16 protein-coding genes and 2 pseudogenes are annotated in these 18,530 nt (G+C 56.0%); 14 read left to right on the forward strand and 4 right to left on the reverse strand.

What is annotated here, in order from left to right; genetic code table 11:
- The coding region (locus AC1DYX_RS14705; protein ID WP_477259990.1) for a hypothetical protein at positions 1-320 on the forward strand (320 nt) is incomplete at its 5' end.
- A gap of 186 nt (positions 321-506) precedes the next feature.
- Complete coding sequence (locus tag AC1DYX_RS14710; protein WP_477259992.1) at positions 507-863, forward strand: hypothetical protein; 357 nt, start codon at positions 507-509, stop codon at positions 861-863.
- 790 nt (positions 864-1,653) lie between these two features.
- On the opposite strand, the gene AC1DYX_RS14715 is transcribed toward AC1DYX_RS14710, so the two are convergent.
- On the reverse strand, positions 1,654-2,421 hold the full coding sequence (locus tag AC1DYX_RS14715) for an NAD(P)H-dependent oxidoreductase (protein WP_477259994.1): 768 nt from the start codon (positions 2,419-2,421) through the stop codon (positions 1,654-1,656).
- Positions 2,422-2,512: 91 nt separating this feature from the next.
- Here AC1DYX_RS14715 and AC1DYX_RS14720 point away from each other — a divergent pair, with 91 nt between their 5' ends.
- Positions 2,513-3,469, forward strand: a complete 957-nt coding sequence (locus tag AC1DYX_RS14720) for a LysR family transcriptional regulator (protein ID WP_477259996.1) — start codon at positions 2,513-2,515, stop codon at positions 3,467-3,469.
- Here the strand turns inward: AC1DYX_RS14720 and AC1DYX_RS14725 are convergent.
- Positions 3,420-3,662, reverse strand: coding sequence for a hypothetical protein (locus AC1DYX_RS14725; RefSeq protein ID WP_477259998.1), 243 nt, complete (start codon positions 3,660-3,662; stop codon positions 3,420-3,422). The genes AC1DYX_RS14720 and AC1DYX_RS14725 overlap by 50 nt on opposite strands.
- Positions 3,663-3,779: 117 nt before the next feature.
- Here AC1DYX_RS14725 and AC1DYX_RS14730 point away from each other — a divergent pair, with 117 nt between their 5' ends.
- A complete protein-coding gene (locus AC1DYX_RS14730; protein WP_477260000.1) occupies positions 3,780-5,180 on the forward strand; it encodes an aminotransferase-like domain-containing protein in 1,401 nt (466 codons plus the stop codon).
- A 78-nt stretch (positions 5,181-5,258) separates the two neighbouring features.
- Here the strand turns inward: AC1DYX_RS14730 and AC1DYX_RS14735 are convergent.
- Positions 5,259-5,635 (reverse strand): annotated as a pseudogene (locus tag AC1DYX_RS14735) (putative Na+/H+ antiporter); the annotation flags it as partial.
- A 500-nt stretch (positions 5,636-6,135) separates the two neighbouring features.
- On the reverse strand, positions 6,136-7,161 hold the full coding sequence (locus tag AC1DYX_RS14740; protein WP_477260002.1) for an IS5 family transposase: 1,026 nt from the start codon (positions 7,159-7,161) through the stop codon (positions 6,136-6,138).
- A gap of 588 nt (positions 7,162-7,749) precedes the next feature.
- Between AC1DYX_RS14740 and AC1DYX_RS14745 the strand changes: the two genes are divergently transcribed.
- The 10 genes and pseudogenes from AC1DYX_RS14745 to AC1DYX_RS14790 all read left to right on the forward strand — a co-directional run.
- Positions 7,750-8,160: a hypothetical protein gene (locus AC1DYX_RS14745; RefSeq protein ID WP_477260004.1), complete on the forward strand. Its 411-nt coding sequence runs from the start codon at positions 7,750-7,752 to the stop codon at positions 8,158-8,160.
- 553 nt (positions 8,161-8,713) lie between these two features.
- On the forward strand, positions 8,714-12,955 hold the full coding sequence (locus AC1DYX_RS14750) for a DUF4329 domain-containing protein (RefSeq protein ID WP_477260007.1): 4,242 nt from the start codon (positions 8,714-8,716) through the stop codon (positions 12,953-12,955).
- Positions 12,952-13,296 (forward strand): NTF2 fold immunity protein, encoded by a 345-nt coding sequence (locus AC1DYX_RS14755; RefSeq protein ID WP_477260009.1) that lies wholly within the window; start codon positions 12,952-12,954, stop codon positions 13,294-13,296. Before AC1DYX_RS14750 ends, AC1DYX_RS14755 begins: the two co-directional genes overlap by 4 nt.
- A 290-nt stretch (positions 13,297-13,586) precedes the next feature.
- Positions 13,587-14,009 carry a hypothetical protein gene (locus AC1DYX_RS14760; protein ID WP_477260011.1) on the forward strand — a complete coding sequence of 141 codons (423 nt, stop codon included), beginning with the start codon at positions 13,587-13,589 and terminating at the stop codon, positions 14,007-14,009.
- Positions 13,979-14,470 (forward strand): hypothetical protein, encoded by a 492-nt coding sequence (locus tag AC1DYX_RS14765; RefSeq protein WP_477260013.1) that lies wholly within the window; start codon positions 13,979-13,981, stop codon positions 14,468-14,470. The genes AC1DYX_RS14760 and AC1DYX_RS14765 overlap by 31 nt, the downstream gene beginning before the upstream one ends.
- A gap of 130 nt (positions 14,471-14,600) precedes the next feature.
- Positions 14,601-15,035: a hypothetical protein gene (locus tag AC1DYX_RS14770; RefSeq protein WP_477260015.1), complete on the forward strand. Its 435-nt coding sequence runs from the start codon at positions 14,601-14,603 to the stop codon at positions 15,033-15,035.
- Between the two features lie 484 nt (positions 15,036-15,519).
- Positions 15,520-16,230: pseudogene (imuA, locus tag AC1DYX_RS14775) on the forward strand (translesion DNA synthesis-associated protein ImuA).
- Positions 16,160-16,393, forward strand: a complete 234-nt coding sequence (locus AC1DYX_RS14780; RefSeq protein WP_477260021.1) for a hypothetical protein — start codon at positions 16,160-16,162, stop codon at positions 16,391-16,393. Before imuA (AC1DYX_RS14775) ends, AC1DYX_RS14780 begins: the two are co-directional and overlap by 71 nt.
- A 421-nt stretch (positions 16,394-16,814) precedes the next feature.
- Positions 16,815-17,525, forward strand: coding sequence for a translesion DNA synthesis-associated protein ImuA (imuA, locus tag AC1DYX_RS14785; protein ID WP_477260017.1), 711 nt, complete (start codon positions 16,815-16,817; stop codon positions 17,523-17,525).
- Positions 17,455-18,530: Y-family DNA polymerase (locus tag AC1DYX_RS14790; RefSeq protein WP_477260019.1), on the forward strand; the 1,076-nt coding region annotated here is incomplete at its 3' end. The genes imuA (AC1DYX_RS14785) and AC1DYX_RS14790, both read left to right, overlap by 71 nt.

Raw genomic sequence — 18,530 nt, forward strand, 5'->3', positions numbered from 1 at the left:
GTACGGTGCTGGAGGAACGCGCCAAGGACGAGGCCAAGGTATTGCAAGCGACGCAATACCCGTGGAATCGGGTTTTGTCCACGCTTGAACAGGCGGACACCGGAAAGGTGGCCGTACTTTCATTTTCTCACGATGCGGCAACGGGTGATACAAAAATAACCGCCGAGGCGGCGGACGTTGCGGCACTCGAGGAATTCATCGCCAGGCTGAATAGTGGTAGCGAAGGGGGGCAGGGGCCCACCTGGTATTTGGCGAGCTATCAGATTCAGTTGCAAAATGTTCCACAGACCGTGCTGGGAACGATCTTGCAAAAGCACTGATGCGTGATGTCCAGGCGCCGGATTCTGTTTTGCTTGGAAAGTAAGTTTCCAGAAGGCGGTGGCTGGCATTGTTGATGCAGGTGCCGGGTGATAATTAAGTATTGGTGAATCTGATACCTGTGGCTGTCAGGTCGATGGAAAAGATTTCGATGAGATTTGTTTTATTGTTAAACAGTAGATAAGGCCATGATGAAAAAACTTTTTGCAGCGTTGCTTGCCGTCGTAATCCCTCTGTTTCCGTATGAGTCAGCGCAGGCAGGCGCTGATCTGTCGGGAGTTGTGCAAACTTTACAGATTGCCGCCGATGGCAAGATTTGGTTTGCTATAAGCTCCACGCTTGCGCCCAATTACTGCAAGGTCGGCTGGAATCAACTTAACATGTACATTCCCCCTGATAACCCACAATATACGTTCTATTATGGGTTGCTCCTGGCGTCACTTACAAAAGAAAAGACGATCTACCTGGGAAATATCAGTGTATTCGACGGAAGTACAGCATGCGATATTGCGAAAACAGGCTACGGGATTGTTCTTTTTAAATAAACAGACTATGCTCCACTAATTAAGTGGGCAAAATGGATGGGTAAATCCGTGAATCTAACGTGGAGTTTTTTGTTGTGACAGCTACCGAAACTTATTTTTTTGGGGAGTATATTTAAGAATGAATTTGCAGCGAATAAAATGGTCGGCGACTACGGCAGGATTAATATGTCTCCAATTGATTGCTGCTAGCTCGGCTTCAGCAGCGGAAGGCGACATGGGGCCCGTGTACATTGAACGAGTTTCGGTGATCGCAGTTGCGAGCGGCGGACATAATGCTGGAAACTTCGAGATACAGATAAAAGGCGGATTCAGTGTGCCAGCGGGTATGAACTGCGATAGTAACTTTATCACGACGCTCAAGAGCGTTGATGCTGACCGCCGTATGTTGACAATGGCAACAACTGCGCAGGTAACCAAGCAACCAGTTTACCTTCGAATAACCGATGACCCAACATATAGGGCATTTGGTGGCCGTTGCAGTCTGGTTTGGGTGAATTTGGCGTCTTCGCCATAACCGAACCGGCTTCACGGGCATCTCTTGCTTTGGAAAAGGCGGTGTGCGAAAGGGTAAATTGGACTTTCGCTTCGCCGGTATCCTGCCAGTCTGCATGAGGGTGGTCTTCCAAAGATTCAGCGCATCTGCCAGTGGCGTTCCAGTACATGGGCCGAGAGAAGCGCTGAAAGGCTTTGTTTCACAAATCCGTTCCTGCAGCGGCAAAGCCGGGCCACAGGTAAACTGACCATGGGGCTTGTTGGTCCCGGCGATTGTCCCACGACGGCGCGCCGACCCTCAACGCAAATGCGCGCGCAGGCCGGTGACGCCGGGCGCGACGTCGTCCGCGAGCACGTGGCGGTCCGGGAAATCGCCACCGTTCTGCGGGCGGTAGGGGAGTGGCGCGTCGGTGAACAGCGTGCGCATGCGCGCCGCCAGGCCGGCCTTCGCGTGCTCGACCCCGGCGGCATCGATGCGGCTCGTGCCATGTACGGCATACGTGGGCAGCGCCTCCATGCCCGGATAGAACAGCGTGCCGTGCGTGATCGGGAACAGCAGTTCGTCGAGCTGGCCGTTGATGCCGCGCGGGCCGTAGTCCGCGGCCGGGCCGCCCGTCGTCACGGACAGCAGCGCGCGCTTGCCGGCGAGGCCGCCCTCGCCGTAGCGGTAGCGGTTGCCGGCACCCTGGTAACCGTAGGCGAGGCCAAAGGCAAACACGCGCTCGATCCAGCCCTTCATGATGGCGGGCATGCCGAACCACCACAGCGGGAACTGGAAGATGACGGCATCGGCGGCCAGCAGCTTGGCCTGCTCGGCGCGCACGTCGTCCGGCTGCGTGCCGGTGCTGAAGGCGTGGCCGGATTCCGCCACGAACGACAGGCGTTCGGGATCGAGCCGGTTGGGGAAATCGTGCTCGTCGTAGACGGCTTTCCAGCCCAGCGCATACAGGTCGGACTGGATCACTTCGTGGCCCTGGGCGCGCAGTTCGGCGCGCGCGGCTTGCGCCAGTTGCGCGGTGAGGGACCGGGGATCGGGATGGGCGTGTACCAGCAGGACAGTCTTCATCGTGGTTCTCCTTGATTGACGATGCAGACTATTCTGGGCATGCCGACCGCTGCCGGGAATGCCAGCGGGCTTTTGGGCTAGTATCCAAAAAATGGATATCAAGAGAATCGACTTCAACCTGCTGGTGACGCTGGAAGCCCTGCTGGCCGAGCGCAGCGTGAGCCGCGCCGCGCAACGCCTGAACCTGAGCCAGCCGGCGTTGAGCGCCCAGCTGGCGCGCCTGCGCGAGATGCTGGGCGACCCGCTGTTCATCCCCAGCCACCGCGGCATGACGCCCACGCCGCTGGCCCTGGGGTTGCAGGCGCCGCTGGCGGCGGCGCTGGCGCAACTGCGCGCCGTGGTGACGTCCGCGCGCGCCTTCGATCCGTCACGCGACCGCTTCACCGTCCACGTGGCGTGCTCGGACTACGTGCAATCGTCCCTGCTGCTCGACTTCACGCTGGCACTGCGCAAGGAGGCGACCGGGTTGCGCATCGCCCTGCGTGCGGCCGATGTCACGCGCCTGGAAGCGCACATGGAAAAGGGCGAGATCGACCTGGCCGTGCTGACACCGGAAGGTATCGCCGAAGCCCTCCGCTCGCGCCCGCTGTTCGAGGAACACTACGTCTTCATTGTCCGCCGTGGCCACCCGGCGCTGCGCCGCCCACTGGACGCGCGTCGTTTCTGTGAGCTGGAGCACGTACTGGTGTCGCCGCGCGGCGGGAGCTTTGCCTCCCCGGTCGACGATGTGCTCGACGCGCAGGGACTGCAGCGCCGGGTCGTCGTGTCGGCGTCGACGTTTCACTCCGTGCTGGATCTGGTGGAGCGCTCGGATCTCGTGGCACTCGTGCCAGCGCGCATGGTGGAAGGGCATACCAAGCGCCTGCGGGTGCTGGCATCGCCGTTGCCGGTGCCAGGATTCGCCATCCATATGGCCTGGCATGACCGTAACCATCGGGATGCGGCGCAGCGGTGGGTGAGGGAGAAGCTGGTGGCGTTTGCGCGGGAGGCGGGTGCCGTCACGGGGAGCTCAAGTCCAGACCGAGTATCCCGGCAAGGGCGAAAGTGACGAACCCCAGGACCAGCAGGGACAGCACGAAGACGACGGCCACCTTGCCGCCCGCGCGCAGCACCGCGCGGCTCTCCTTCGCCTTCCCCTTCCCCTTCCTTCCTTGATCGTAATGCCACTTGATGGCGAAGAACATGCCCGTGGCTAACACGAGAAACTTGAACACAACGAAGACGACGGGGATCCATTCCATGATTTTGAGTATTCCAGGCTATGACTTGACACTATCTTGCCGAAAGCCTGCAAGGATGGTGTGGCTGCACGTTCTGAGGCATTCTACTTAAAAGCAATTTCCATACATTGAGACAAAATGTCCCAGTTGAAAGCCATACAAGATGCCGATCTGCCAGCCTGGTTGCCGCGGTTGGCCGTGCACGGCGGACCCCGTTTCCTGCAGATTGCGGATGCGTTGCAGGCGGCGGTGGCCGACGGATCGCTGAAACCGGGTGACCGTCTACCGCCGCAGCGCCGGTTGGCGGCACAGCTGGACGTCGACCTGACGACGGTCACGCGCGCCTACGACGAAGCCAGGCGCCGCAACCTGCTGGAGGGCCGCGGCGCGCGCGGCACGTATGTCGCGGCGCCGAAAGTCGAATTGACCGCTATCCTCGACCTGAGCATGAATACGCCACCTCCGCCGGATGGCGTGGACTTCGGCGACATGTTGAAACAGGGTCTGTCCCAGGTGCTGATGAGGGCAGACAATGAATTGCTGATGACTTACCACCTGGGCGGGGGCAGCGACGCTGACCGCAAGGCGGGCGCCAGATGGCTGGCACCGATGTTCGGACAGCTGGATTCCCGGCAGGTCGTTGTCTGTCCGGGTGCACAGGCGGCCATCGCCGCATTGATCCTTGCGCTGACAGCGCCTGGCGACATCATCCTGGCAGAGCCGATGAGTTATCCCGGCTTGCGTGCCGCAGCGACCCAGTTCGGCCGGCACATCGTTGCGGTGGAAGCGGACAGGCACGGGATGGTGCCCGCGATGCTCGAAGAGGCGTGTTGCCGGCACAAGCCCGGGCTGGTCTACCTCAATCCGACATTGCAGAACCCGACCGCCGTCACCATTCCGGAACGCCGACGCAAGGAACTCGCGGGCATCGCGCGGCGCTGCAACGTACGCATCGTCGAGGACGATCCGTACTGGCTCCTGGCCGATGCCCCGCCGCCGCCTGTCGCCACGTTTGCCCCGGAACAGGTGGTTTACATTTCAACCCTGTCGAAATGCCTGACGCCCGGCTTGCGGGTCGCGTTCGTGCTCATACGCGATCCGCACGAACGCGAACGTTTCCTGGCCGCGCTGAGATCGTTTGCGCTGATGGTCGCTCCGCTGACGGCCGCACTGGCCACGCAGTGGATCCTCGACGGTTCGGCCGACGGATTGATGGCCGGCGTACGCAACGAGGCGCGCCTGCGCCACCGGATGGCCCGGGACATCCTGGCGGGGCGGTACAGCGCCAGCGGAGACGGTTTGCATGTATGGATCGAGTTGCCGGCGTATTGGAACGCCGCGCAGCTTGCGCGCGCGGCCGACAGCGAGGGCATCGCGGTCACGCCGGCGGAGGCGTTCGCAACCGGCAGCGCATCCGTGAATGCGATCCGAATCTCGTTGGGGAGCATCAAGGACCGGGGACGCTTGCAGGCGGGGCTTCAACGGTTGTCTCATCTGCTTGCGCGACGGCCTGAGTCGTTCAGCGTGGCTGTGGTTTGACTGTTCAGGAAACACTGTGCTTCATTGGGGAATACCCCGGTCATCCTGCTCTGTCGGCCCAACTGACTAGCGCGGCGACGCGGTGCGTCGGCCGAAGTGAGTCAGCATGTGGACGCTGTCCCAGCCCCACGCGCCGGCCACCATCAGCACGGGCGGCGCGGCATACGCGGTCAGCGTGCCGCCGATCGACACGTTGACGAACAGGACGCCGAGCGCCCCATATTTCAGCCACTCCGGTATCCCTGGCGGAACAGGGACGGCGCCAGCATCGGCGCGGTGATCGTCATCGCGGCGATCAGCACGAAGGTCCAGAAGCCGAATATCACCTCCATTTCATCGAGCAGGTGGAACAGGCCGGCGTGGCGCGGATAGTCGTGGGCGAGGGCGTCGGACGGGCGGGCGGCGAGCGTGTGCAGCAGGGCGAGCACGAACAGCGTCAGGGCGATCTTGTGCATGGTGGAATCCCTTGGGTTGCAGTCGTCGCCAGTATAGGGCCAGGATGCGGCGGGATGCGCACTTAATGAGTTCCCTTGGTTCGCTGATTGTTCTTTCTATCGTTTCAAATTATGACCAAATTATTTCGGAGGTAACGAAAAATTAGTGTTCATATCAGAGCAATAGTTGGTTTCGAGGCTGGCTTGTTTTGTAAATATCTGATTTTTCACATGTCACATTTTTGTTGATATTGGATAGACTTTGAAGTATTTACTGGGAGTAAAATTGAAGGTTGCGAGCGGTCAATGAATCACGCTTTGATTTGTGTTGATTTCTTATTCCTTCAATCGCGATGACTGTGACCGACAAGATTTATGGGCACCTCGAATAACCGAAGATTTTGCGCAGTCGGGCTGAAAAATTGAGCGCAAGCGTAGTTTTCGAGGCCGGAATCAGCCAATCGAGGCGTTGTTTCACTGCCCGACGAGCCGCTTTCGGCGCATCGGGCGCACCTCGGGCGTCAGAACGCCTCGATCCGTGCTTCCTTCAGGTAGCACAACCGCCGCAGGTTATAAGTCGCGGCCTTCCAGTTCAGGTGCAGCGTGGCGCGCGCCAGGCCGATGCTGCGCAACGCTTTGCCGCCCAATTGCGCCAACCCGGCGAACACATGCTCGACGCGGGCACGCGTCCTGGCGATCCGCCGGTTGCGTCGCTCCTGGGTTTCCGACAGGGGCTTGTCCTTGCGGCCCTTGCGCTGGATGAACATGCGCCAGCCCGCATCCGCCAGTCGCGCTTCGCGCTCGCCGTCGACATAGCCCTTGTCGGCCAGCACGGCGCGGCTCGTGTTGGCGGCGTCCAGCACTTCCTCGAAATGATTGGTGTCGTGCTCGCTTGCCGTGCTGACCTTGAGCTTGCGGATCAGCTTGTAGCGCTTGTCCGCGTTCGCCGACAGCTTGTAGCCGAAGTAGGACTTGCCGTGCTTCTTTGTCCAACGCGCCTCGATGTCCTTCTGGCGCCGCTTCGGCGGCGACCAGTCGGCCGGCATGGCGTTGTCGTCGACGATGGATTTCTCTTCCCTGTTCAACGACTGCCTGGGCACCTGGACGATGCTCGCGTCGATGATCTGGCCGCCGCGCGCGATATACCCATGCCTGGCGAGCTGACGGTTGACGGCATCGAACACGCTTTCGCTGGCCCCGGCCTTGATCAGCCGTTCCTTGAACGTCCAGATCGTGGTGCGGTCGGGAATCTGGCTGGTGTCGCTCAAACGCGTAAAGCGCAGGAAGCTCATCCGGTCCAACAATTGGAATTCCATCTGTTCGTCCGACAGGTTGAACAGCTGTTGGAGCAGCAGGATCCGCACCATCACCTCGGTGGGGAACGGCGGCCTGCCGCCGCGCGACCGATCCGGCCGCGGTGCCGCCTGGTCCACTTCGGCCGCCAGCGCAGCGAAGTCCACGTGCCTGTCCAGCACTTGCAGCGTATCGCCCAGCTTATTTCGTTTGGCTTCGCGCTCCTGGGCCGCGAACAGGCTCGGTCTCATCATGGCTACGTGGTCAGCAATGTTGTGGAAGCGGCATCATGCCACAGCAGAGGTTTTTCGAGGTGCCCTTATATGCGTCCGTTATGGTCGCCGAGATGCTAAATTTGTTATTTATATTTTATCAGGACGTTGATGTTAATGGTTTGATCCGTAACCGATTATCGGTGCGAGTTGCTGAATTTAATTAAACTGCTGTTTTGGTCGCTGCCATAAAAATTCGAGATCTCTTATTTTATTCCTTGAGATTAAAAATCTATGAAGGGGTACCTGCGCCTGCCGGTGATATTGCGCCGTAAGTTTTACGAGATTTCATCTTGGTCTCTTGGTTATTTCTTAAATGGGTTCGCGATAAGAAGTGCCCGGTTATCTACTCCGTGAGCGTGGAAGGCTGAGCGGATATATTTGATACTTGTTTCCCGGAACCAGTCCATCGTTTACTTGTCGTTCTATGACTTTCTCGGTCGATTTAAATTTTATCCAATATCTAAATAAAAAATGATTACTAGTCTTCCTTGGCGCTTTAGTTCGGCAAGTATTCTTTTGTGTGCTTTCATCGCTAGCAGCGCATCGGCTCAAACAGTCGATACATACTTGTCTTACACGGCTGATATCAATGGAGATGGACAACTGGACATTCTGGTAAAGCCAGTACCTAAAATCATCATGCTTTCGCTGGATGACGATCTCGATTTCCCTGTTGTGGTGCCGCCGGCGATACCTTCATTTATCCTGGTTTCCAACGGGAGCGGTGGTTATCAGCTCTCCACCAATCTGGGGCTGGCGGGGCCCAGCACGTTGTGGATGCAAGGTCTTGTAAATGTCACAGTCAACTCGGGTCAATCGCCGAGCAGTCCCTCCATCACAATAAATTACACGACTTCGAGCCAACTGCCGTCGGTCGTATCGAAGGCGTCGGATGGAACGCTGGTATTGACACAGTCGGGAACTGCGCCATTAGCCAATAACGTGCCTTATGTCGAACATATGTGTCGTGTGCCGTGAATTCGGGCAGGCATTGTTTGACACTAAAAAGCCTGCCATTTTGGCGCCGGAAGAATGCTGTATTTAATTTCTGGATTTTATTGATCATGTATCAGAAAAAGAAGATTAATTTCATAAATCGTTGCTTATCAGTTGCTGTTATGCTGCTGGTAGCATCCGTTCGTGCGCGTTGGGTTAACTGCTTCCGTGTCTCACCCGTGCAATGGTCTCATGAGTGATCTTCGTATTCGGCATCGCGTTGCACGCTTTTCCATTGGCGGTTCGCCACCTCGATTTCACAGGTGTACTTATCACAGGTGTACTCATGCAGTGAGCTTACCTGCGCCCCATCTCGGCCGCTGGAGACGGAGAGTGTGCGACAAAACCACCGCGACCGGCATCCCTGGCGGCGAGTCGTATGTCGGCACCATCACGACGACCTCGACGCTACCGCCGAACGCCGCTCTGATGTGCCCATATAAGTAGGCCACAGTTGGCAGGCTCTGTTACAGAAACTAAATTCGACACCTGCTCAATGCGGATTGCGAGACCAAATATGATACGAGAACAAAAAATGAGTAAAAAGAGTTTCGGCTTGTCAGTAAAAGCCGTGGTACTTCCTCTGTTTTTGATACAGTTGCTTGTAACACCTCATTTCGCTGGGGCACAGATTATCCCGTGTGGTGAAAATTGTGGTACAGGAAAATATTCCAAGAGCGATGATCCGGGTTATGGACAGAACCCTTTGTATAACAAAGGCGAATTTGGCATTACTTCCAACATAGGTTCTTCTGGGAGTCGTCTTCCTACACATGGGATACTACCCGCACTCGGCGCGGCTGCGCCAAGTTCAGACTGTACTAAAGCAGCCAATCCCAAATCGGAACATCCCGTGGTTTTGGCAACCGGCACCAAATACCTGTCCCAGCAAGACTTTATTCATGCCTCGGCGTTGGGTATGCCATTAACGCGTACCTATCGATCMGAGGATGTTGGTCCTCAGCTTTTCGGAAAACACTGGACTTCGAACTTGAGGTATGCGGCGCTTTCAATGTATGGCAGCTGGACTCAGGTTTATCTGAATGGTAGCCAAACATCAACTTCAGTGCCGGATAATATAGATTTCTCTCTTCCAGATGGCGGAGTCTATCAATTTTCGCGTTTGATCGTTCCGGGTAATTCAGTAAATAATATTTATCTTACTCCAGCCGTTCTGCAGGACGTTTCGACAGGCGCGTCATCATATTCGTCGACAAATATTTATTTGAAATACAATGATCCAACACACATTACTATTTATGTTGGAGATGATGAATATGCTTTTTCAACCAAAAGCTCGGGCATTGGGAGTCTTTTTCTTCTCGATTCAATTAAGAAAAGCGGTTTTGTCGCCTATACGTATATTTACGACGGGTCAAATCATTTAAAATCGATAACGAATGCGTTCAATGCTACTGTTGGGTTTACGTGGGGAGATGGCTCCCATGTAACCCAGGTTACCGCTCCCGATAATTCGATTTGGAATTATGGCTATAACGCGAATGGGATGCTCACAACGGTAACACCTCCGGGATCGTCACGAGGTGTTGTTACCTACTTTTATGAGGATCAATCTGATACCTCGTTGCTGACCGGTTACGCGATTGATGGCGTACGCGCGACGCGATATGCCTATAGCGCTGGTAAAGTTGTCAACAGCAAAACCGAGGATGGCGAAGCATCCGACACGTTCACATATGACACTGACGCAACGACGTTGACGGATGTCCGCGGTCAAAAGACAAAGTACACTTTCCAAACCGTTATGGGGCGGAGAGTGCTGGCGAACGTACAATCAACAGCGACTCAGAGCTGCCCTGGCGCGACGTCATCGCAAACTTATGATGCAAAGGGGCTGTTGACTCAAACGACCGACTTTCGTGGTACGAAAACGACGTACTTATTTAGCAAGGATGGCTTATTGCTTAATAGTACGGTCGCAGCGGGTACAACTAGCGCTCGAACGATTACGAATACTTATGTGAAGCCAACAGATGCGCCCTCTGCAGATTTGACTCGGGTGACGACATCGGGTGCCGACGGTCACGGAATCACTCAGGTTGACTATACTTATATCAATTCTGTGTTTGGTCGACTGATCTCCTCGACGACTGTAACGGATTTGTTGACTGGGGCGCCGTCGCGTAAAGAAATTGTCTCGTACAGCTTGTATTCCAACGGAAGTATTCAAACGAAGACAGTAACCAACTTGCTGCCCAGTGGCTCTTCAACCGAAGTATATAAATTTGATACTGCGGGTAATCTCACTTCGTATACTGATGCGGCTGGTCTTGCAACCATTTACAGTAATTACACTGGCCTTGGTTCACCAAGGCAGGTAACCGATCCAAATGGCGTGGTGACAACTATTGACTACGATATCCTGGGTAATCCGACTTCCTGGGTGACCGCAGGTGTTGGTAGCAGATCCGCAACGTATGCAGGAAATGGTCGAGTGGATTCAATGTCGCGGTCCGATGGCCATGCTGCAAAATTTTATTACACCACTTCTGGCCGATTGACGGACCAAGCCAATGCACTCGGCGAAAAAATATCGTTTGGCTATGATGTCGCTAATAATATCCGGACCACGCAATCGGCAAGAAATGTCCCGTCAGTATCGAATGGCGTAATTAGCGGATCATCTTCCGGTGTTTTTCTGGCTGCGACAGTCTATGATAATGTGTTAAATCTGCCATCGAAGATCAAGGGTAATAATGGACAAGTATTGTCATTCCAATACGATGCGGTCGGTAACGTATTAAATACAACCGATGCGGCCGGACGTGTCACGTCATACACCTACGATGAACTTAACCGGATGCGTACCCAGACGAATCCTGATGGTGGAGTGATAACTTATAACTATGACGCTGCTGGTTTTTTGAGTTCGGTTAAAGATCCACGTGGTCTGATTACGACTTATAGCCACAATGGCTATGGTGAAGTAACCAGCATGACTAGTCCCGACACCGGCACGACCAATTACAACGTGGACTCGGGCGGACGCATGACGAGTTTTGCTACAGCGAAAGGCTCGACGTTTTTGGGCTGGGATCAAAAAGGGCGCAAGACTTCAGTATGCATGAATGGCGAATGCCGTTTCTTTACGTATGACGAAGGAGCTTATGGTAAGGGCCGTCTTACGCATTTCAACGACTATACTGGACAGACCAACTATACCTATGACGCGGCTGGCCGTCTAACTCAGCAAACCAGCGACATTTTCTGTCTGCAAAATCCGACCGTCAGCTGGACTTACGATACCGTGGGGCGGTTGAAGAGCATGACCTATCCGAATGGATTCGTCGTCAACTATAACTACGATCAGTATGGCCGATTCGCCTCCATTACAAGTAACCTCAGCGGTACTTGGGCTACCCTGGCTGACTCTTTCTTATATCAGCCAGCAACGGAGCAACTCTACGCCTGGCGTTTCGGCAATGGCCAGCCGCGCATGCTGACCATGGATACAGACGGCCGTGTTCAACGCGTTGCTTCGCCAGGCAAGCACGATTTGTCGTTCGGGTATAACGTTAACAACACCATCGCGTCAGTAACCGATAACGTGTATTCGAGCCTAAGCACGAGCTTCGGTTACGATGCTGTTGATAGGTTGGCGTCAGCCAATCGTAGCGGTGATCCACAGACCTTCCAGTTGGATACCGCTGGTAATCGCACGAACCAGATCCGCAACAATGTCGGTTTCACCTTCGGTTTGGCCAGCGACAGCAACCGGCTCATGGACTGGAGCGGTGCCGGCAAGTGGAGGCATTTCGGTTATGACAATATGGGCAATGTGACCGGCGAAAGTCGCGATGACGGTTCGCGTACCTACGAATTCAACAACTTCAACCGGATGAGTGCGGTCTACATCAACGGCAACAAGGTTGGGTCTTACCGCGTCAACGCTCTGAATCAGCGTGTGCTGAAGATGGTTAATGGCGTCTCTACGTACTACGTGTACGGCCCGTCCGGAGAATTGCTGACAGAGATTGGTGCACAAACTACCAATTACGTTTGGCTTGGTGGGCAGTTGATGGGGATCGTGCGCAACGGGCAGTTCTATGCCAGCCACAACGATCAAGTTGGTCGGCCGGAAGTACTGACGGACGCGTCAGGTAATGTGGCTTGGCGTGCAGAGAATGCGGCGTTTGACCGTAATGTCGTAGTTGATACAGTTGGCGGGTTAAATGTCGGTTTCCCTGGACAATATTATGATAACGAATCTGGGTTGTGGTATAACTGGAACCGATATTTCGATGCTTCGGTTGGCCGTTATCTGCAAAGTGACCCAATTGGCCTGCTCGGCGGTGTAAACACATATGCATACGTCGAAGGCAATCCAATAAGCAGCGTCGATCCTTTCGGGCTGGCACCAGGGGATCCGTATAAAACGGTTGATGAAGCAGGAATTCAGGCTATCCGAGACATTAATCCCACCTCAATAAGAATTAACCGCGAGTTTGCTGGGAGGATATATCGCCGAAAAGATGGGAAATATAGTTACACAAAGCCGCGCCAGGGCGAGAAGGCGTCCGCAAACTTCGGTACTTGCCCTTCGGGAACAAGTAACGCGGGGCAATATCATACCCATGCCGCTTATAGCCCCGGTTACCATAACGAAGTTTTCTCCAATTCCGATATGGACTGGGCAGATAACGAGCAAGTCCCGTCATACTTGGGAACGCCGAATGGCATTATTGGAAAATATACACCGATTCCTGGCGCGCCAAGAAAAGGTCCTGCGCTTCCAATCGGTTCGGGGGCCAAATGATCTCAAGAAAATTCATCATCTTATTGCTGGTGTCTGCAATCGCCAGTGCATCAGCGCAAACGCCCTTGATGAAAGAATCTGATTCTGTTGCCGATGCAGGTTATGTTCCGCCAGAAGGATTCGTGCCAGACAAGAATACTGCCGTAACAGTCGCGATAGCTGTACTTACTCCGATCTATGGAAAAACAAGCATCTTGAAGCAGCGTCCTTTTGACGTGAGCCTTCGTGATGGAATATGGATAATCCGGGGCTCCCTTCCTGCTCGAACGGTCGGCGGGGTTGCAGAGGTAAGGATATCGAAGGAAACTGGAGCAATATTAAGAGTAATTCATACCAAATAAGTCGCAGTCGGTTTTCAGCTGCCGTGGGAATCTTGCGATTATGTTATTGGCGGTTGTTGTTTATCGTTGATACGCGGCAGTCCGATTGGGCTGCAGAGCATTGGGCGCCTCTATCGACCGAACTTGGGCACGTAACGCACCGCCGCGAGCGACCCGTACCGCAATTTTCCTACGACGCGGTTGGCAACCTGGCGTACGGATAAGGCTAAGCGCAAGAATATAGACGCTGCGCGAGAGTTGGGTAAGGACTATACGAAGTCATTGTCTGACATTGTTAAGGCTGCGGCRAAATGAAATCAATTAAAGGTAAGTGTATGGTATTGGCAGCTTTTTCTTCTGTTKCGTTAATTCTTTTGCTAATTGGTGCATTAATGCTTTATGCGTCTCGCGATGCTGGGTTATTTATTGAGCCAAATTCAGCGATTACGAAGGAGAATGCGGATTTGATTCAGAAGGCATTTCCAAGTTTACAGGGGGTAATTCAAAGTTTTTTTGAGGAATCTCTTGCGCAGCGTGCAAGGTTGCGAGCTATTCGACAGTTGTGGACTGACTTGGGTGAATTTATTCTTTTACTCTTCATTATTCAGGTTGGTTGCATTGCCGGATTTTTACTCCTTAATCGTTCGGACGCTGGGGGGGATAATGTCTCTATGCATACGTCGGGGGAAATCCAGTTTCGCTTGTGGATCCATTTGGTGAAGACGCAAAGGTGAAGGTTGACGGAAACAATGTACAAATAACCATACCGATCACCTATAGCGGCAATGCTGCCACGCCTCAGCTAATTGAAAGTTTGAACCAAAGCATATCGAACCAGTGGTCGGGGCAATTTGGTAAATTTACTGTTACGACGACCGTTGTAACTGGCTCAGAAAATACGGTCAATTTGGTATCGGGTGCAGGAACATCAGTTGTTGCCAACGGCAAGGATGGGACATGGTTTGTGCCAGGGCAGGGAAATTACAGGTGGGAGGCGACCCATGAGGCCGGCCATCTTATGGGCCTACCTGATGAATACGATGACTGTACCGTGAATGGTGTTAGAAAAACTACGCCTCGTAGCGGCTTCGAGAATAATATTATGGGTCGTTACGGAAAAACTGGTGTAACTCAAGATGATATACAAAAGATCATCAATGCTAACACCTCTTTTCTTCGAAGACTATTTAATTGATTGCCGCGACGTCTTCGGATGCATTCGTAAATGATAGTAAATTCAGATGCTGCCGGATGAAAATAAATTGGATATCTCAATGAGATTGACTTTCTTTGCTGTACTACTAATTCTACGCGTGGATCCATGTATGGCCGATTCGCCAGCTCGTGAGCCATATGAATATAAAGTATGCTCAAGCCGAAATACGTATTGTGTGAACGTGACGCCAATGTCAGGGATCACTTTACATAAGAACGTGCGGAACAATTTCGAGCGGACAGTCTTGATAACTAAAGATTGGTATCCACAGGTATACCTTTCAAATGATGGGCGGACGCTTTTGGCTGTTGGTACGACTATCGTTCCGGGGTTTGCATTTGATCAACCGGTTGTGAAGATATTTGTTGACGCGAAGCTGAATAGACGTCTTTTTGTCAGGGATTTGGTTGCTGAACGAGATCTGGTGAAAACATCGAGCGGCTATTCATGGGGGTATCCTGTAGGTTTTTCTGACGAAGAAAAGACTTTTACATTTCGCACGCTTTCCAATGTCGATTTCAAAATTTCGATTGGCTCACAATAATGATGGCGTAACAATGATTTTTTGGATTTTATTGTTCGTTTGCGGGCGCTTTTGCAATCGTGGAAATTGAAAACACAAAAAATCTAGAAAGTAACTGTTTAGTTTCGTAGGGCCATCTGCCTTGTCGTAGCMGTCGAGTTTAGACTGGTCATGGAGCCGGTGCCGGAATTTCTCGCACCGGCTTTTTACTGCCTCTGGCATCACTTACTTGGCTATAGCTCATCCTTAACCTATGTCAATAGGCTAGAGGCTCATCCTGTAGGCTTTTCCTCGTAGGTTTTGTTCCGTACCTAGCGCTGTTGGTACTGTGTATTTACGCGGCGGTCATGCACAAATTGGCTCGGGCAGTAAAAACGGCCGCAGCTTCGTTGTTGCCGACTCGCGCCGTCTTCCATTACTCACACCCATCATTCCAAAGATTCACCTTGCGAAAACCTGATGAGAATAGCGCTGTATTTTTATGCAGTATTTCTTAGCATCATACATGACTTGTTCAGGTTCAATATCTGCAGCGTCGGAATCCTTGCACTCGTCGCTCTGGCGCGCCTCACAGCTGGCGCGCAGCGACACGCGCTGCATCGATACCGGCCATCCCGCCCTGCCGGCTCAGCTGCCCGGCGGCGGCTGGCCGACCGGAGTATTGGTCGACCTGCTGCTGCAACAGCCCGGCATCGGCGAGATGCGCCTGCTGCGTCCCGCGCTGGCGGCCGTGGCGCAGCGGCGTGTCGTGCTGCTGCAGCCGCCGCATCCGCCCCAGGCACTGGCGCTGGCCGCGCTCGGGGGGCAGCCCTCGCAACTGATCTGGCTGCGCGCCGACCGTACGGCGGACGCGCTGTGGGCCGCCGAGCAGGTATTGCGCAGCGGTAGTTGCGGCGCGCTGCTGTTCTGGCAGAACCATGTGCGCGGCGAGAACCTGCGCCGGCGGCATCTGGCGGCGCAGGCAGGGGACACGCTGTTTTTCATGATGCGGCCGCTGGCGGCCGGCCGGGATGCGTCTCCGGCACCGCTACGCTTGACCCTGCGACCGTAGGCCGGCGGTGTCGAGATCGATTTCGTGAAACGCCGGGGACCGCAGCGCGACGCGACCCTGGTCCTTCCATTGACGTCCTACCTGCCCGAACGCCATGCGCCTGCGGATCGCCCTGCACCTGCCCCGATTGCCGCTCGAAGTGTTCACACCGAGCTGGTCCACTGACGCGGGCAGCATCGTGCTCGAACAGGAGCGTGTGCTGGTGGCGTCGCAGTTCGCGCTGGACGCCGGCGTGCGCACCGGCATGCGTTGCGGCGACGTGTTGATGCTTTTGCCCGACGCCCGTATCCATGCCCGAAATCTCGTGCATGGGCGGGAGCCTTTGTGATGATCAACGCCACTCTAGGACAGCGCGTATCGGGCATGTTTCGCATCGCGTGCATGAGCTGGATGCGAATGTTCATTCTCGGCTATGTGTTCCAAGGCAAACCTGTTCCCGCACTCGTCCATGCGTACTAACCTAAAATCCGGACGTAGGCGGGGTCGATGCACGAGCATCGCTTCGCACTGGAGTTGAGGAGAGAACTGCTGGGCATCATCAGCCTGCTCGAACGCCAGCTGCAAGGCTGTCGGGTGCGAGCTACTGATGGCCGATCAGGCAGGTAACCTTCCCCTGCTTCAAAATAATTATCGCCCAGACAGAACCAAGTCTCAGCATTGTTCACAATCTGACATTCAATAAGATCAATCTTGCCAAAACGTGATGAAAATAGTACTGTATGTTTATACAGTATTTCTTCGCGTCATACATGACTTGCTCAGGTTCAATATCTGCAGCGCCGGAATCCTTGCACCCATCGCTCTGGCGCGCCTCGCAGCTGGCGCGCGGCGGCACGCGCTGCGTCGATACCGGCCATCCAGCCCTGTCGGCCCAACTACCCGGCGGCGGCTGGCCGACCGGGGTATTGGTCGACCTGCTGCTGCAACAGCCCGGCATCGGCGAGATGCGCCTGCTGCGTCCCGCGCTGGCGGCCGTGGCGCAGCGGCGCGTCGTGCTGTTGCAGCCGCCGCATCCGCCCCAGGCGCTGGCGCTGGCCGCGCTCGGGGTGCAGCCCTCGCAATTGATCTGGCTGCGCGCCGACCGCACGGCGGACGCGCTGTGGGCCGCCGAGCAGGTATTGCGCAGCGGTAGTTGCGGCGCGCTGCTGTTCTGGCAGAACCACGTGCGCGGCGAACACCTGCGCCGGCTGCATCTGGCGGCACAGGCGGGGGAGACCCTGTTCTTCATGATGCGGCCGCTGGCGGCCGGGCAGGATGCTTCTCCGGCACCGCTGCGCCTGGCCCTGCGGCCGCAGGCGGGTGGTATCGAGATCGGTTTCGTGAAACGCCGGGGACCGCAGCGCGACGCGACCCTGTTCCTTCCATTGACTTCCTACCTGCCCGAACGCCATGCGCCTGTGGATCGCCCTGCACCTGCCCCGGTTACCGCTCGAAGTGTTCGCACCGAGCTGGTCCACTGACACCGGCACTGACGTTGGCACTGTGGTGCTCGAACACGAGCGCGTGCTGGTGGCCTCGCAGCATGCGCTGGACGCCGGTGTGCGCACCGGCATGCGCCGCGGCGGCGTGCTGATGCTGTTGCCCGACGCGCGCATCCACGCGCGCGCGCCGGCGCTGGAGGCGGACGCCCGCCACGCGGTGGCGCTGGCCTTGCTGCAGTACACGCCGCAGGTCGCGCAGGCCGAGGAGTCGACGCTGCTGATGGACGTGAGTGCCAGCCTGCGCCTGTTCGGCGGCATCCTCGCGCTGTGCCGGCGCATCCACGCCAACGTGCGCGCGCTGGGCTTCACGGCTTCGCTCGCGTGCGCGCCCACGGCACGTGGCGCCTGGCTGCTGGCGCGCGCGAATGCGGGCCGCGCCGTGCGGATGGAGTCGCTGCTGCGCCGGCTCGACCGGCTGGCCGTGTTGCTGGCGCCGCCGGCGCGGCCGTTCGCGGCCTGGTTCGATGGTATCGGGTGCCATACGCTGGGCGACCTGCGCCGCCTGCCGCGCCCCGGCCTGCAGCGGCGCTGCGGACGCGAGCTGCTCGACCTGCTCGATGCCGCCTACGGGCTCGTGCCCGAGCTGCACGAATGGATCGCTCCGCCCGAAACGTTCCGCGCGCGGCTGGAACTGTACGACCGCATCGACGACGCCGATTTGCTGCTGGCCGGTGCCCAGTGCCTGCTGCTGCAGCTGACGGGCTGGCTGTGTGCGCGCCAGCTGGCGGTGGAGCGCGTCCTCCTGCAGCTGGAGCATGAGCGGGGCAGGGTGGCGCGTGCGCCGACCGGCGTGGAGATCGTGCTGGCCGAGCCGACGTGGCGCGACGAGCACCTCGTGCGCCTGCTCAGGGAGCGCCTGGGCAGGCTCGTGCTGGACGCGCCCGTGATCGGCCTCGCGCTGGAAGCCCTGCAGGTGCGGCCGATGGCGCCTCCCAACGCCTCGCTATTCCCCGAACCGGGCGGCAGCGAGGAAGACCGCATGCG

The organism is Massilia sp. P2_C2, from assembly GCF_056404615.1.